The sequence below is a fragment of the Psychrobacter sp. AOP7-B1-25 genome (assembly GCF_052376195.1).
Taxonomy (GTDB): domain Bacteria; phylum Pseudomonadota; class Gammaproteobacteria; order Pseudomonadales; family Moraxellaceae; genus Psychrobacter.
Map to the genome: position 1 here is coordinate 1 of NZ_JBQSVK010000027.1, position 16,686 is coordinate 16,686.

Sequence of the window (16,686 nt, forward strand, 5' to 3'; positions counted from 1 at the left end):
GTTTGATGTCGCAACTGGGCAATACGCTTATTCGCTTAATGCCAGTGTGCCAAGTGCTAACTGGGAAGCGGATGAGTATGCACTGAAAATGGTCGCTAAACTGCAAGCTCTTGCTGAAAATATTGGATGTGGTTCTTAGAATATTTCGGTATAAAAGGAGGCATTAGCTTTTTGCTAAAACATGTTAGTCATTTCAAAATTTAGATATGTGCAAATTAAATCAGGCATCTTAGTTCTATTTAATTAGTGTCTTTTGTTCGGAAAAATTACTTTATATAAAATGTAGCTAGACTACATGTGTATAAACATAATCGATAATGCTATTCCAAGCCTAATTAGGACGATGAACATTTAGCTTCTGATCTAACACGCTCGGATAGAGCAATTTATCATAATTAGCAGCACTCACTTTAAATCGACTGCAATCCTAGTGGCTTAATGATTTTATATTTAATATACCTTATATAAATGTGATACTAAAAAGGTGTTAATTACCTTACGTACAAGCGTACTTCGTTAACTGTACTTTGGAAGTACGCCATAGTCTTTCTTGACAGCTATTTTTTTCTTAATAACTTTGAATTGTCCAGTTTTTCAGCATACTTTACTCTCTTAAAAACAATAGTAATGTGCTTGACTGATAAGAGAGTTTTATTAGAAAAAGCAACATCTAAATATCCATAGCGGACTTTAAACCATCATAAACAGCCTCTTCAGCAGTGCGTGGAGCGAGACAGTCACCAATAAGAGTAACGGGTAAACCTTTCCAACAATCCTCATCTTCGGGAGATGTATTAGGCATTCCGCCGCATGATAATACTAAATGATCGACTCCATTCAAAATTATTGGTTCACCGCCTGCTGTATGATGGAAATAAACTGTGTCATCGTCAAATCCGAATGCTCGGGCATAAGTTATTATTTCTATACCGAGGTTATGTATCCTAGCCGCCGAACTATCACGGACATAACTCTGAAGTGCTTCACCGACATGTAGGCCATTAACAGCTAACGTAACTTTTGCACCTGACTTTGCTAGCATTTCCGCGATGCCAACGCCGATCCAGTCACCCTTGCTATCGTAGACCACCACATGGCCTCCAGGTAAAGTGTTCGCACTTAGCAACTCAATAGCTTGAATGACTGATAGACTGCCCATACATTCCAAAGGTGGACTATAAGGTTTGGCGCCTATTGCCATTAATATCTGCTCATACCCCGCCTCAAATAGCTCTTCTGGCATAACATTTTTCTGCATTATCACTTCTACCTGACTACGCTTAAGCTCTTCTTGTAAGTTAGTAACAAGACCGCCAAATTCAGCACGGTGTGGCAACAGTTGAGCAAGATTAGCTTGCCCCCCTAACCTAGAACTAGCCTCATAGAGAGTAACATGGTGGCCTCTACCTGCTGCTACAACAGCCGCTTTCATACCTGCTGGACCACCACCGATTACTGCAACGCGACGAGGATGTACTACGGTACCGATATTATCATACTGTAGTTCACGACCTGATTCAGGATATTGTATGCATGAGATAGGTAGTCCGCGATGAAACCGGCCAATACAAGCTTGATTACAGCCTATACAAGCACGAATGCCATCAGCATCGTCTTTCATGGCCTTGTTTGGCATCTCTGGGTCGCAAATCAGCGCTCGAGTCATACCACACAAGTCTGCAGCTCCTGAACGTATTACAGCTTCAGCTTCATGCGGTTGGTTAATACGCCCAGTAAGGATTAAGGGTAAAGATAACCCTGCACGTAGCGCTAGAGATTCCTTTTGAAGGTAGGCATTCTCATGTGTCATAGGTGGCACGATATGTATAGCTCCACCTAATGATGCGGAGGTGCCAGCGACAATACTAGCATAGTCAAGCTTGCTTTCTAGATGCTTTAAGGCTTCAATTGCATCCCATTCACTCATACCATCTTCATCGCGCTCATCACAAGAAATACGTAAGCCTATTGCTAACTCATCTCCGGTCCTACAACGAATTTCAATAATAATTTCTTCAAGGAAACGTATCCGGTTAGCAAAACTACCACCGTATTTATCATTTCGATTGTTCACTTTTGGGCTTAAAAACTGAGCCGGTAGATAGCCGTGACTAGCAAGAATTTCTACACCTTGAATACCTGCCTGCTGCATACGTTTAGCTGCATCACCGAAACTAGTGATAATTTCATTGATCATGCTTTGATTAAGTGCTCGAGGCATGACATGGAAGCGTTCTTGGGGAGTACTAGAAGCGGAGTAGGCTACAGGCTTTAATCCATCGGCGGACTCCATGATTTCTCGGCCTGGATGCAACAGTTGTGCAAAAACCACACTACCGTGTCGCTTACATGCTTCAGCTAAGCGTTTATAACCTGGAATGCATTCATCTTCATTAGCCATTAATAAGTGAGATGTGTAGCGTGCAGTTTCGTGTACCCCTGAGACTTGCAGTACAATTAAGCCAGTACCATTCCGAGCACGTTTCTCAAGATATGCAATAAGTGAGTCGTTTACCGTACCATTTTCTGGTAAGCAAGTGTCATGACCTGTGAAAACTATACGATTAGGTATCGTGTGTTGACCAATTTTAAACGGCGAAAAAAGTGTTGGGAAGAGCTTTTGAGTACTCATAGATTAGCCTCCATTAATTGTTTGTTGGCTGTGGCGTGTGCAGCTTTTCGACCATAAACACGTTTTACCTGCCAAAATGCTAGTAAGCCCACACAGAATACTGATAGGCCGTAGCCAAGTGATAGCAAACTTTCGCCGCTAAATATACTGAACTCACGGCCCATGGCTCCGGCATAGGGAACAGCGTAGAATACAAGTAGCAGTCCCGCAATGGCTAGTCCAGAGATCATTACAACTATCGGCCAGATCAAAGTTTGCTTAACCTCTACCGGATTGAATTCTTCTTCTGGTGTCTGATGAATAGCTTTGAAATAGCTTAAAGAGATAGCAGTTGGTTTTGTTAAACGAGATATTATAAGAATAGAAGCTACGTTGCCGATAAAACCTAAAATGAAAGGATCCATGTATACAGATAATGAAATGATACCGGCAGTATCCATTAGTTTGGTACCAATATTAACAATAAAGCCAACTAGCATTCCAGTGAAAGCAGCAGGGGCACTAATGCGGCTACTCCAGATACTCATAAATGCTACAGGACCCCAAGAAGAAGCAAATAAGGTACCCGCGAAATAGGTTATCCACATCACTGCTGGTGGCTGTATGTAAGCTAAAATTAAACTGATCAGCGCTGCTGCAAACATAATATAGCGGCTCAGACGCAAAGTCTTTTGCTCGTTCCATTGCCTCGAATCAATAATATCGTTGGTAACACTGAAGCCAATGAGCGAAAGAAAGGTCGAACAGGAAGATAGTGCAGCAGCCATGATTCCTGATATTAGCAAAGTGCCAATAAACGCAGGCATCATATTCATACCGGCCCAAACCATAATGCGTTCAGAAGGAGAGAGATTTGGATTGGCAAGGTTTACAGCTGCGCCACTGAACATCAGAACTACATAAATGGCCGCAAGTACTAGCCCGGCGATACAGGCTGAACGTACTACTACGTGCTCACTTCGTGCCATTAGGTAACGGCTTGTTTGCCATGGGCTGACTGCTAGTACGAGTGACCAAGATGCTCCTAGAACAAGGGCCCAAATAATCGCCTCTTTTCCAGAAGACCATAAGGCCCCTTCCCCCGTTAATCCGTGCCAAGCAATAATCCCAGGCTTGGCTTCAGAAGTAGCTAACGCGGTTAGCGTAGCGTTCCAACCGCCTCCCTCACCAATAATATAAGGTAGTGCAATGATGGAAACCACTGTAAATAGTAGGAACATAATAGTATCAGTCAGTACTACACCACTAGACCCAGAGTACAGGGTGAACCCTATATAACCCAACCAAACCATGATTAAAGCGATACCGTAAGGAATTCCTACCACATCTGATATTAAGATCGAAGCACCTTGGGTGACGGCAAGTAAATACGCAGTTAGACCAATCACAGTTGTATAACCAGCCAAAACCTGTATCGCCCGTGAATCAAAACGTTTAGCAAAGAATTCCGGAATAGTTAATGACTTACTACGTCGCACAAAACGTCCAAAAAATAGTGCTCCTATAACGTAGCCACTAGTATTGACTGCCACTAGTGCTAGCATCAAAATGGCATAACCATCGTAAGCAAACCCTGTTTCAGCAAGAAAAGCGTTAGTACTGAGAAAGCTGGCTACTAAAGTACCAACAATCAATAGTGTAGGTGCCTTTCGCCCTGCTACATAGTAATCGTCAAGCCCTTGTACTTTGCGTCCGGCATAGTTGCCTATTAATAGATAAATAGCAATACTAGCAACCAACCCCCAAAAGTATATATTCATGTCATATCCTCTTGAGTAGTTATTACTAATATTGAAAGTAATTTGCTAATAAACTTCATTGCTTTCTTCCTTGATAAGTTGAATCTATTTGTCAATAGACCTTATTATTTATCTTCCTTGATAAAATAATCACTTGAATATTGCTTTATAACAAATTTAGGTCTGCATTCACTCACAGACTCAAAATACTTAAAAAATATACGATACATTGTATAGTTCCGCTAAGCAAAACTCAATTTCATATTATTAATTCATTTAAGCAAACTTTGTTTATCTTGTAAACCGCTATTACTGTTCATATAACAAAACGGCGTGACAATTAATTGTAATATAGTCAGCAGACTTTCACTCTTAAGACATCAAAAACATACTGATGAAGAGTTTTTTCATCGTACTTTTCTCCAAATTTACTCATAGAAAAGGCTGGCTCACTGTGAACACCAGCCCTTTTGCTATCTACTTTTTAGTGATAACCGTCGGTATCTGCAACTTTGCCCCGAAACACTCGATAAGACCAAAAAGTATAGATCAGGATAACAGGCACAATAAACACAACGCCGGCTAAGGTGAATTTAAGGCTAGACGTTGGTGCTGCGGCCTGATAAATCGTAATACTCGGCGGAATAATGTTGGGCCAAAGGCTGACACATAATCCTAAATAACCTAGAAACAACATGCATAACGTACATATGAAAGCACGATATTCATCTTTGGAATGCGCCGCTCCCATGAGCAACAACGCAAAAGTCGCAGTAAAAATCGGCAAAGGCGCCAAATACATAATGTTCGACAAGTTAAGCCATAAATCTCGTACATTCTCGTTAATCATTGGCGTGTAAATGCTGATGATAAACATACAAGCTGCGAGCAATAAAGTTAATGGTTTAATGAATGCACGCATTTTTCTCTGTAAACCGTGCTCTGTTTTAATGATCAACCAAGTGACACCAAGTAACCCATAGGCAAACAACAAACTAAAACCGGTAAACAGGCTAAATGGACTTAGCCAATCCAATCCACCGCCAGCGAACTCGAAATTTTCTACCTGAAATCCAAGAATTACAGCCCCCATTGCCACACCCTGAGCAAAGGTGGCCATTAAAGAGCCAACAAAGAATAGCTTGTCCCACATTGGGCGATGAGACTCTTTAGCTTTAAAGCGAAATTCAAAGGCGACGCCACGCAAGATCAAACCAAATAACATCAGCAGAATTGGCCCATACAAGGCTGATAAAATCACCGAATACGCCACAGGAAACGCGGCCAATAAGCCTGCGCCTCCCAATACAAGCCAAGTTTCATTACCATCCCAAACAGGTGCCACCGAGTTCACCATAATATCTCGTTCATGTTTGTCTTTAATAAAAGGAAACAGCAGACCAACCCCTAAATCAAAGCCATCTAAGAACACGTACATCATCAAACCAAAGCCGATGACAAAGGCCCAAATCGTCGGTAAGTCAAAATACATCATACTGTCTCCTAAATTTCTACGCCATCAGCGGCAGACAGCGGACGGGCTGGGCGTTTATTCAAATGCTCATCGTCTTCAAGTGAATAATCGTCTGCTGGGCCTTTGCTAATTAGCGCTAACATGTAGCGCACGCCTACACCAAAAACACAGATATACACCAATACAAAAATCAGCAATGACAGACTCATGGCGGTAATACTATTGGGCGAGCCTGCATCCACAGTGCGTTGCAAACCATAAACTACCCAAGGCTGACGACCTGTTTCTGTAACAAACCAGCCTGTAAGCATGGCGATTAAGCCAGATGGCCCCATCGCCACACAGAAGCGCAGAAACCATTTTTTCTCATAGATTTTTCCCTTTTTACGCAGAATTAATGCGGTAACGGCTAGAATAATCATCAAGATTCCAAGCGCTACCATGATGCGAAAACTAAAGAAGACCACAGGAACATAAGGACGGTCTTCTGATGCGACAGAAGTGAGCGGTGGAATATCTCCATCCAAAGAGTGAGTCAAAATCAAACTAGCAAGATTAGGAATCTCAATAGCAAAATCGTTTCTTTCCTTTTCCATATTCGGCCAACCAAACAAGACCAGCGGAACGCCTTCACCTTTTTCAGTTTGATGCCAATGCCCTTCCATTGCAGCCACTTTAATTGGCTGATGCTCTAAAGTATTTAAACCATGTTGATCACCAACTATAACTTGCAAAGGTGCCAAAATAAGCAGCATCCACATTGCCATGGACAACATTTTTTTCGCTACTTGTGTATGAGAGCCTTTCAGCAAATGCCACGCGCCAGAAGCACCGACCAACAAAGCAGTTGCTAGGAAAGCCGCCAAGCCCATGTGAACCAAACGATAAGGAAAAGAAGGGTTAAAAATGATCTCAAACCAATTGATAGGTACAACGCGACCGTCAACAATGTCGTAACCTCGAGGGGTTTGCATCCAACTGTTAGATGCCAAAATCCAGGTCATCGAGATTAAGGTTCCAATAGCGACCAAAATAGTAGAGGCAAAATGTAGCTTTTCACCGACTTTTTTCCAGCCAAATAACATAACACCCAAAAATCCAGCTTCAAGGAAGAAAGCCGTCATCACTTCATAAGTCAGTAGCGGACCAGTAATGGACCCAGCAAAGTTAGAAAACTGGCTCCAGTTGGTACCAAATTGGTACGCCATCACAATGCCAGAAACAACACCCATGGCAAAATTGACAGCAAATATTTTCATCCAGAATCGGCATAAAGTCATGTAAATCGGCTTTCTTGTACACAGCCACAAACCTTCTAATACGGCCAGATAACTGGCAAGACCAATGGTAATAGCGGGAAAAACAATATGGAACGAGACGGTGAACGCGAATTGTATTCGCGCCAAATCAATAGCATTTAAGTCAATCATTGTGCCCTGCCTACCCTCTACACTGTCAGAAAGTAAAAAATAATTACGTTGTTAAGTGTAAGACTTTAAAAAATATAGAACAGGCACAATAAATTAATTTAGAATAGGTACAGATTAATTAATAAAAGCTCAGTTATGAGTCAGTTTAAATACCTAGAGTTGGAAGACTTGTTACGCAAAGACATAAAAGCCAACCATTTTTTGCCAAACGGAAAACTTCCTTCTGTCCGAGAAATGTGCCAGAACTTGGGCTTTTCTAAAGCCACGGTACTACATGCCTTGCATCGACTCGAAGCAGAGGGATTGATCTTTTCTAAACCAAAATCAGGTTACTTTGTCAAAGCAGTCACATTAGGCGATCGTCTACCACCAAAACGTATTAATCCCCCTGCCGCTCCTAGAGAGGTGACCGTTCCAGCTATCTTAAAAGACATTATGACACGCAGTGCTGCCTTTGATATTTTACCCACGGTGGGTGATACTCATGATGCGAACCACCTCATCACGTTGAACCGACACTTGAGCAAAGCATTACGCTCTAGACCCACTAAAAAAGCGCTATATTACAATGACTCAAGTGGCGATATGCGCTTAAAATACGCTATTGTGACTCATTATCAACACCGCGCCTTGGACCTAGATCCCTCACAGGTCTGTATTACTGGTGGTTGCCAACACGCTTTATTCATCGCTCTCATGGCAACGTGCTCACCCGGTGATACTGTGGCAGTAGAATCACCTGCATTTTATGGGGTACTGCAAATCATGGAGCAACTCAAACTGAAAATTATCGAGGTCGCTGCTGACCCTGAAGAAGGTTTGAGCGTTGAAGATTTAGCTAAAAAAATAACAGAATGGCCGATTAAAGCCTGTATTGTGTCGCCAAATTACACCACGCCCACTGGGGCGTTTATGCCCGAAAAAGCCCGCCGAGCATTAATCAATCTAGCGGTTGAAAAAGATTTTTGCATCATAGAGGACGATATTTATGGGGATTTGGCTTTTCCGCCTTTTACCGCAGAACCATTGAAGAAATTCGATCCTAACGGACAAGTTATTCTGTGCAGCTCTTTTTCGAAAAGTTTATCGCGAGATTTAAGGATTGGCTGGGTGTTTGGTGGTAAGTGGCACGACAAGATTACTCAATTGAAACTGGTTACCCAGCTCTCCTCTAGTGAGTCCACTCAGCAGGGCTTGGCAACATTTTTAGAGGAAGGTCATTACCGACGTTACATTGCTCAACAGGTCAATACGCTAAAGCAACAACAAAGAGAGCTGATGACCTTATTAGATACTCATTGGAGTGACAAAATTCGCTATACCCACGCCCAAGGTGGCATTTCTATGTGGATAGAGTTAGATGAAACCATTAACACTCAGCGCAGTTATAATAAAGTATTAGAGCAAGGCGTAATAATGACACCCGGCTCACTTTTCTCGGCATCTGGTCAATATAAAAATTTTTTACGTTTAAGCTATATCCATCCGTTGACCGAACAAAGGAAAGCCGCTGTCAAAAAGCTATTTGAGGTACTACTTGAATAGGCTTTTTTTAACGTTAAGCCTAGCGATGAACCCGCTTATAAATTGGGTTCGGTTGCGATACGCTGCCAATATAAGTAATAAACAAGCCTTTGACAATTTAACTGTAAACCATTGTTTCTAATAGTTAATCACTATCTATGGGTTAATAAAGGCTATATAGTTACAAGTACATGGCGTTAGTTCGGTTTGCGTTGAATTTAGCTATTATCTGATGATAAGTTGATATTTCATTGTTTTGTCTATTATTAAAAAGGCAGATACTGTTAATAGTATCTGCCTTTTTAATAATGATTTAGCGTTATATTTCAATCTATAATTAGATTAACCCATAGCTGCAGCTGCCATTTCCTGCTGAGTGAAAAATGAGGCGCCATCAGGTACTTCAGGCAGCTGGATATTATTTTCTGTTAATCTAACTTTGCCGCTAGCGACACCTGTTACCAACTCGCCTTCATGCTTGCTTGGTAAAGGGTTTGGCGATAGTGCATGTGCATCTTCTGCGTTATAAACAGAGATAAACAAATATCTTGGCAAATCGCTTTTGTTAGGGCCAGATGAGTGCAGCAATCTGCTATGCATAAAACAGATCGAACCGGGTTTACCAATACAGGGTACAAACTGTTGGCATTTCTCGCTTTCTACTTCATTACTCACCTTACCCACAAACTTGCCGTCTTCCCAATGCGAAAACAACTCTTCTTTATGGCTACCAGGTACTACCAACAGCGGTCCATTTTCTAATGTAACCTCTCCGATCATGAGTAATGCGGTTAGCATGTCATCATTGGTGTGAGGCGTAAATGGGAAGTCCTGATGCCATTTAACGGTGGTAGATGTATTAGGCAATTTAGCATTGACTTTACTATGATGAAATCGTGTGCCGTTGCCACCAATCAAATCACCTGCCATTTCTGACATGGTAGATTTAAGTGCCATATCAGAGAATTTATCAGATATTTCTGTCGGCGATGTAACACGTCTTAAAGAAGGATTGTCGGCACTATGATCCTTTGGATCAACATCAAACCTTGCTCTGCCGTCCAGTGTCGCTCCCCACGCTTCGGTATGGGTCTTACTTTCATCGATCCACGATTGTATCTCACCCAACAGGTCCGTCAGCTCAGCAGCCTCAATGGCATTCTCTACAACCAAATAACCGTCATCATAATACTTTTGGATTTGTTCGCTCGTTAACATATTGAATTCCTTCTATTTGTTTATAGTAAAATACCAATAAATTTGCTACATCGTTACTTTTGGTCTGACTGATAGTCGATTAATTCATGGTTTGGTCAATGTCTGCTTGGCTTGGAACTGTCAGCCCATGGACACTTAGTATTTGCTCTAACTCTCCAGACTCCTTCATTTGTTCTATGCCGTCTGCAATAATATTATAGGTCTCTGTGTCGCCTTTTTTGATGCCGATACCGCCAACGATAGGATAGAACTCTTGTGTAGAGGTCACCTTAACTCGCTCACTCAATTTTGCCGCTGCTGCTTTCATAACGGCCGCATCATCATATTGAATATCAACTGCTCTAGACAATAGTGCCTGTGTGGTTTGAGGTGAGCTTTCATACTCATTAATGGTAATGGCAGGCTTATTTTGTGTGATACATTTTTGAGATATTTCTCCCAATTGAGTAGAGAATGCCGTGCCTTTCATCGTACCAACCGTTTCGCCACATAAGTCGTCTGCACCTTCAGGTGCGATATCCGAGTCACTGCGTACGAGTAAAGAGATGTCCGTTTTGTAGTAAGGAACCATATCAATTTGTTCTAGGCGCTCTTTGGTGATATACATTGACGAGTAAAGTACATCAAACTTACCACCTTTTAAGCCAGGAATTAGGTTTGCCCATCTTGTATCTTCCCATTTAGGCGTGATCGCACCATTAAGCTCAGCCACTTTGGCCATGATTTCTACGTCTATACCGCCTGGGTTTCCTTGTTCATCTAGATACTCATAAGGCGGAAACGTCATATCCGATCCTATGGTAATTATCTGCTTATCAGCACTGGCACTTGCATCTGCAGATGTGGCGTCACTACTTTCTGCATTGCTAGCGGATGTTTCATTCGAACAAGCAGTTAATGCAAAACCTGCCGTGATAGAGAGTAATATAAGTTTCAGTTGTTTCATCGTATTCATTCCTAAAGGGTTGGTGAATTTGAACAACAGTATCAATGGTGCTGATAACGTTAACAGGGCATACCCTAGTTATACTAAATTGCGTCTATTAAAAGCAATTTTGAAAAACCTACGCACTACTAATGTAAATCCTATTTAAAAACACAGTGCTGTTTTCAATACTCTCTGTATAGTATTAATTACACCCATAGGAGTATTTTATGACGAACTCAATAAGCAACTCTATGAACTCTGAGGCGCAGGCACGTATTGACCTTGCCGCTTGTTTTCGCTGGTTTGCAAGGCTAAATATGCATGAAGCGGTTGCCAATCATTTCAGTGCGTCCGTGTCTGAAGACGGTAGCAAGTTTCTTATCAATCCAAAATGGCAGCATTTCTCAACCATTAAAGCCAGTGACTTAATATTATTGGATACCAATAATCCCGATGAAGAACTGTTGGCAAGAATAGACCCGACCGCATGGGCCATACATGGTCAAATTCATCTATCAAGGCCTGATATTAAATGTGTGCTGCATTTACACCCTATTTATACAACCACCATATCTACGTTAAAAGACCCTGTTATTAAACCTATTGATCAAAATACGGCACGTTATTTCAATCGCGTAAATTACGATAGATGCTATCAAGGTATGGCTGATACCAATGCAGAAGGTAAGCGATTAGCAGGCTTATTGGGCAATCATAGTCGTCTAATGATGGGCAATCACGGGATATTAATCGGCTCACACAGTATTGGTGTGGCGTTTGATGATATGTATACGATTGAAAGGTCTTGTCAGGTCTTAGCAACCGCTTATGCTACCAATCAACCCTTAAATATCATCCCCGATGACATCGCAGAGAAGACCGCTCAAGATTGGGAGTCTATTGAGGATTTTAGCGAAGCCCACCTTGAAGAAATCAAAAGACTGTTGTTAGCACAAGAGCCTGATTTTATTGAATAACCTATATTGCTTGGCGTACATTAAAAAACCACCTATAAATAGGTGGTTTTTTAATGTCTTAATGATTGCCAGTTGTGTGGTCATGCTGATGCTATAGCCAAAGAGTGCTTAAATGAGTACTAGACAGCCGACTGCAGATTGTGTGTACACTTAGTCCTTTATTTAAAGAAGGACTACGCCGTAGCAATTTAGTCGTTCACTGATGGTATTATGAATATGCTGGATTATGAACACGCCAGCGTACTACTAAAAAGCAAGCCGATATACATATATCGACTTGCTTTTAGTTTTAATAATAACTGTAATTACTGCTCAATGTTTTGTACAAATTGATTAAATCGCTCATTTGTACTGTTCTCTAGCTCTTTAGGAGATCCCTGCTCTATGATATGACCACCTTCCATAAATATCACTCTATCAGAGATGTTAAAGGCAAAGCTCATTTCATGGGTCACAATAATCATGGTTAAGCCCTCTTTGGCGAGCTGTTCCATGACCTTTAGTACTTCACTCACTAATTCTGGATCTAATGCTGATGTTGGCTCATCAAACAAAATGATTGATGGCTCCATGGCCAACGCTCTTGCAATAGCAACACGCTGTTGTTGACCACCTGATAATTGATGTGGGTATTTTTTAGCATGTGCTTTCATACCTACTTTGTCGAGCATTGCAATCGCTGTTAACTGGTTAACGCCTTTGTCGTACATTTTGTGATATTGAGGTGCTAGCATAATGTTTTCTAAAACTGTTTTATGTGGAAACAAGTTAAAGTTTTGAAAGACCATGCCAATATGTACGATTTGTTCTTTAAAAGGCTTAGACTTATCGGTTAGTACGGTATCTTTTAAGAATGGATTGCCCATTAAATTAACTGTACCTTTATTTAGCGATTCTAGGCTGTTTAAGGTGCGAATAAATGTGGTTTTACCTGATCCTGATGGTCCAATAACCGATACCACTTCACCCCATTTTACTTTTAAATCGATGCCTTTTAATACATGGTGATCACCATATGATTTATGGATATCAATGGCCTCAAGCGCATAGTCGCCTTTTCTTTCGTTATTTATCTCTTTATAGTTATTCAAAGATTTATTGGTAGTGATACTACTAACCAGTTCACCTTCTTTTAATATTGGTGGGTTTTTTCTTGTGATATCTATATATTCCTCAAACTTTTGAATTAAAAATCCAAAGACAGTGACGATAAGTACATAATAAAAACCAACGGCTAACATGGTCTCAAGTACCAAGAAGTTTTGAGAATACAGTCGTTGCCCAACCAGTAGAATCTCGGTTAAAGAGATAACGGATACTAACGAAGTTAACTTTACGATGACTACAAACTCATTGCTCAGTGTAGGTAAGGCAATTCGTAATGCTTGTGGCACCACAATCAACCGTCGAATGCCTATTGGTTTTATACCTAACGCCTTGCCCGCCTCTACTTGCGATTGATGCACCGCATTAAGACCGCCACGATGAATTTCAGCGATATAAGCTGACTCACATAAGGTTAATGCAATCAAACCTGAAATAAATGACGATGATAGTAAAAAGCTAGATTGTGGAAATACCTGCGGCATACTATAAATAAAGATAAGCAATACTAATAAAGGAATACTACGGAATAACCATATATAGGTTCTACTCAATAATGAAATGGGCTTGACCTTAGACTTCTTACCCAATGCCAATACGAAACCTATAATAATACCTAAAAACCACACCAAAACACTTAGCTCAATAACCGTTAAAGTGGCGTACCAAAAGTTTGTGTCTTTTAACAAACTAAACGTATATACCCAATCAAATTGCATAATGTATCCTCTAAAATTAGTTAACAACTGAGTTGTGACAATGTTTCAATATGCCTGCTTAGAAAGCTGCTACGAGATCTTAATCAACCAGTAGCAAGGTGTTCATTGGGTTGGTATATAACCTCGGTTGAGCCCTGTCCACAAACTAAAATCAGAGCGTCGAAATACTGTTAAAATAGTTCAGCTTCCGTACTGAATACGATTCTAGTGCTATTGAGTTTTTTCATTCTTTTTCATTTCTAATATGAGCTTCCGAAAAATAAGAAACGCTCATACCGGGTATATATTGATTGGAGATAAAAGCCTGACAACGACTAGAAAAGGCTTGTTGAACATTGGTGAGTCTGGCGTTCTTAGGCGTCGCAATACCTATTTTCATGGGGCGAACATCTCCTGATATTCTAACCATAACGAGCTTTTTACCATCAGCAGAAAACTCTGTCTTTGGACGAACATTTAGAATGGTATAACCAATATTATTCCCTACCATGGAACGAATAACCTCAACGTATTTACAGGTTTCTTTAATATTAGGTTTTAGATTCTTAGTACGGAAAAGAGAGAGAAAATAATCATTACTATATGGCATGTCTAGCAGTATCATCGGATACTCAGTGAGCTCTTCTAACGTAACGGCTTTGTGTTTGGCCAATGGATGAGATTCAGCCAATAGAACATACGGCGGTAAATCTGCTAGTGGCATAAAGTTGATCAGGTTTTCATCGATATGTAAGTCATACAGCAATGCAAGATCTAACGTGTTTTTTATCAGCTCTTGTAATAACTCATGGTGATCCTCGATGACGGCTTCTAATTCGATCTGCTTATATAAATCTGCAAATCCATGTATGATTTCGGCGTAAATAAAAGGCGCAAAAGATGAAAAACACCCGACCTTAATTTTGCCTCGCATTACGCCAGTAAAATCAGCCGACATCGCATAAAGGTCAGAAGATTGAGCGAGAATTACTTTGCAAGCATCTTTCACTTGCTCACCAATTTCTGTCAATAACAACCCTTTGGCATGTTGGCGAATGAATAACTGAGCATGGAGCTCAGCCTCCATATGTGCTATCGCCGCTGATATCGACGGAGATGAGATATGGATCTTTTCAGAAGCGATGATAATACTGCCACTTTCTGCTGTGGTGACAAAGTATTCCATTTGACGTAGAGTGATTCGACTTAACACGATAAATCCTTTTTATTAAATAATATTTACAGGTCTCCAGGTACTCCATAACTTGGTGAAATAGTTGGATTCAAAGCTCTTACAACATAATCGTCTAATTGAGGTTCATAAATGTCCCACAGTTGCTGTAAATCTTCTATTGGGGTCTCTGACCAATCTACTCGAAGATCTACAATCGGCCATGCGGCCTTATCAACGACCAACATCCCTGCAGAGTGCACATCCCCTTCTTCTCCACCTGCGTTATAGCCTGATACTAAGCTCTCAAGCAATCTACTAGCAAGCGCACCTTCACTTTTTTCAAAAGTATTTAGCATAGCCTCTGGTACGGTGGTGTTTGATAGCATATTTCCAGCGCAAGAGGCGTGTTTGCCAACAACCGTAGAAAGTGTACCTAGAGTATGCTCACCACTGAACACAAAAGGTGTATCCGTTGTATTTAATGCCATTAATTGACGATATTGAATGAACTCGGTGCTTTTTATCAGTTCTTGCCCCGCATCATTTGGTGTTAAGTCGTATTGCATCATCTCAAGCAATATTTGTGACAAGTTAGGATCAGTGATATTTTGACTGGCAACCACGCCAACACCTGCTTTAGCACGAATACATCTAGACGCCACTGCTGGTGATGAAGAGCTAACCGCCGCACCCAACTGTCCTGTTTTTGTGCATCGCGCAATAATAGAAAAAGTCATCGTACATCCTTAATATAAATTATGATTTTAGATTACAGCGGTGGCATCTACTTCTACGAGCCATTCGGGGCGCGCCAGTGCAGAGACCACAATACCGGTAGATACAGGATGTACGCCTTTTAGCCAACGACCAACCACACGATAAACATCTTCACGGTATCTAGGATCTATGATGTAAATGGTGATTTTGCAGATATCCTCTAACGTGCCACCCGCCTCTTTTAACAACATATCAATGTTGTACATCGCCTGTTCTGTTTGACCTTTGACATCGCCAATACAAACGCTTTCAGTAGTTTCCAGATCTTGGCCAATTTGCCCTCGCAGGAAGACCGTACTACCTTTTGCCACAACCGCTTGGCATAAATCGTTATCAATATTTTGTTCAGGGTAAGTGTCTTTGGTATTAAAGGGTCGAATACGTGTGTGTTTCATGGACTACCTCGTAGCAGCTTCAAATAAGATGGCTGGGATTTAACAATTAAATCGTGCTTTGTTGCCTTATAAACAGTATGTAGCAAATCAATTTCAAGGCAAATTGAGATTTCCTTTCCAATGATTAGGTTCAGCCATATCAAGCTGATTCAGTCTTTTAAGGTAGGAATTTAGGACATGTAATTGTTATTTTAGATAAAGCAAAAATTAGTCATTTGATATGAAGAAAGTAGAATTGCTGAGTTATGAAGAACTCGAAGGCGGGACTTAAAAGTGGGATGAAATGGCAGACTGTTTTGAGCGTTACTCTCACATTATTGATGCCGTAGTAGAGATTGGCGTAGAAGCAAAAAAATATTGAAAAAGAAGACAACAGGATCTATCGTTAAAACCAGTTAAGGATTAGCTGATTATTAGTGCAGGATCTTCAGGCGTAAAGATGGCATCAGAGTTGAATAGTACTGGCAAGAAAGTGTATTTATTGGTGGGGCTGCAGGAGCGATTACCGCGTAGATATAGAGAAAGAGACAATGTTTGGTGGTCAGGTATAAGTATATTAGCTACATGGCATAAAATAGAGCATGGAGATACTCAAACTCAAAGCGTTCGAAGGCAA

12 protein-coding genes are annotated in these 16,686 nt (G+C 40.9%); 2 read left to right on the forward strand and 10 right to left on the reverse strand.

Annotation, left to right across the window (positions count from 1 at the left end; genetic code table 11):
• Positions 1-670: 670 nt before the first annotated feature.
• The 4 genes from ACT3QR_RS13425 to ACT3QR_RS13440 form a co-directional block, all read right to left on the reverse strand.
• Positions 671-2,632 (reverse strand): oxidoreductase, encoded by a 1,962-nt coding sequence (locus ACT3QR_RS13425; protein ID WP_444521828.1) that lies wholly within the window; start codon positions 2,630-2,632, stop codon positions 671-673.
• Positions 2,629-4,392, reverse strand: coding sequence for a sodium:solute symporter family protein (locus tag ACT3QR_RS13430; RefSeq protein WP_444521829.1), 1,764 nt, complete (start codon positions 4,390-4,392; stop codon positions 2,629-2,631). Before ACT3QR_RS13430 ends, ACT3QR_RS13425 begins: the two co-directional genes overlap by 4 nt.
• Positions 4,393-4,855: 463 nt before the next feature.
• Positions 4,856-5,866: a cytochrome d ubiquinol oxidase subunit II gene (gene cydB, locus ACT3QR_RS13435; protein ID WP_444521830.1), complete on the reverse strand. Its 1,011-nt coding sequence runs from the start codon at positions 5,864-5,866 to the stop codon at positions 4,856-4,858.
• A gap of 8 nt (positions 5,867-5,874) precedes the next feature.
• Entirely contained in the window at positions 5,875-7,275 is a 1,401-nt protein-coding gene (locus ACT3QR_RS13440) for a cytochrome ubiquinol oxidase subunit I (protein WP_444521831.1), read from the reverse strand.
• Positions 7,276-7,410: 135 nt separating this feature from the next.
• On the opposite strand from ACT3QR_RS13440, the gene ACT3QR_RS13445 reads away from it, so the two are divergent.
• A complete protein-coding gene (locus ACT3QR_RS13445; RefSeq protein WP_444521832.1) occupies positions 7,411-8,820 on the forward strand; it encodes an aminotransferase-like domain-containing protein in 1,410 nt (469 codons plus the stop codon).
• Positions 8,821-9,141: 321 nt separating this feature from the next.
• Here ACT3QR_RS13445 and ACT3QR_RS13450 read toward each other — a convergent pair whose 3' ends face one another.
• Complete coding sequence (locus ACT3QR_RS13450) at positions 9,142-10,017, reverse strand: phytanoyl-CoA dioxygenase family protein (protein ID WP_444521833.1); 876 nt, start codon at positions 10,015-10,017, stop codon at positions 9,142-9,144.
• 79 nt (positions 10,018-10,096) lie between these two features.
• Positions 10,097-10,963, reverse strand: a complete 867-nt coding sequence (locus tag ACT3QR_RS13455) for a transporter substrate-binding domain-containing protein (RefSeq protein WP_444521834.1) — start codon at positions 10,961-10,963, stop codon at positions 10,097-10,099.
• Positions 10,964-11,172: 209 nt separating this feature from the next.
• Between ACT3QR_RS13455 and ACT3QR_RS13460 the strand changes: the two genes are divergently transcribed.
• Positions 11,173-11,922 carry a class II aldolase/adducin family protein gene (locus ACT3QR_RS13460; RefSeq protein WP_444521835.1) on the forward strand — a complete coding sequence of 250 codons (750 nt, stop codon included), beginning with the start codon at positions 11,173-11,175 and terminating at the stop codon, positions 11,920-11,922.
• A gap of 305 nt (positions 11,923-12,227) precedes the next feature.
• Here ACT3QR_RS13460 and ACT3QR_RS13465 read toward each other — a convergent pair whose 3' ends face one another.
• The 4 genes from ACT3QR_RS13465 to ACT3QR_RS13480 form a co-directional block, all read right to left on the reverse strand.
• Positions 12,228-13,745 carry an amino acid ABC transporter permease/ATP-binding protein gene (locus tag ACT3QR_RS13465; protein ID WP_444521836.1) on the reverse strand — a complete coding sequence of 506 codons (1,518 nt, stop codon included), beginning with the start codon at positions 13,743-13,745 and terminating at the stop codon, positions 12,228-12,230.
• A gap of 223 nt (positions 13,746-13,968) precedes the next feature.
• The gene (locus ACT3QR_RS13470) at positions 13,969-14,937 is read right to left on the reverse strand and encodes a LysR family transcriptional regulator (RefSeq protein WP_444521837.1); all 969 of its coding nucleotides are present in this window, start codon (positions 14,935-14,937) and stop codon (positions 13,969-13,971) included.
• Between the two features lie 26 nt (positions 14,938-14,963).
• Complete coding sequence (locus ACT3QR_RS13475; RefSeq protein ID WP_444521838.1) at positions 14,964-15,635, reverse strand: DUF1028 domain-containing protein; 672 nt, start codon at positions 15,633-15,635, stop codon at positions 14,964-14,966.
• A 27-nt stretch (positions 15,636-15,662) separates the two neighbouring features.
• A complete protein-coding gene (locus tag ACT3QR_RS13480; RefSeq protein ID WP_444521839.1) occupies positions 15,663-16,070 on the reverse strand; it encodes a RidA family protein in 408 nt (135 codons plus the stop codon).
• Positions 16,071-16,686: the final 616 nt, after the last annotated feature.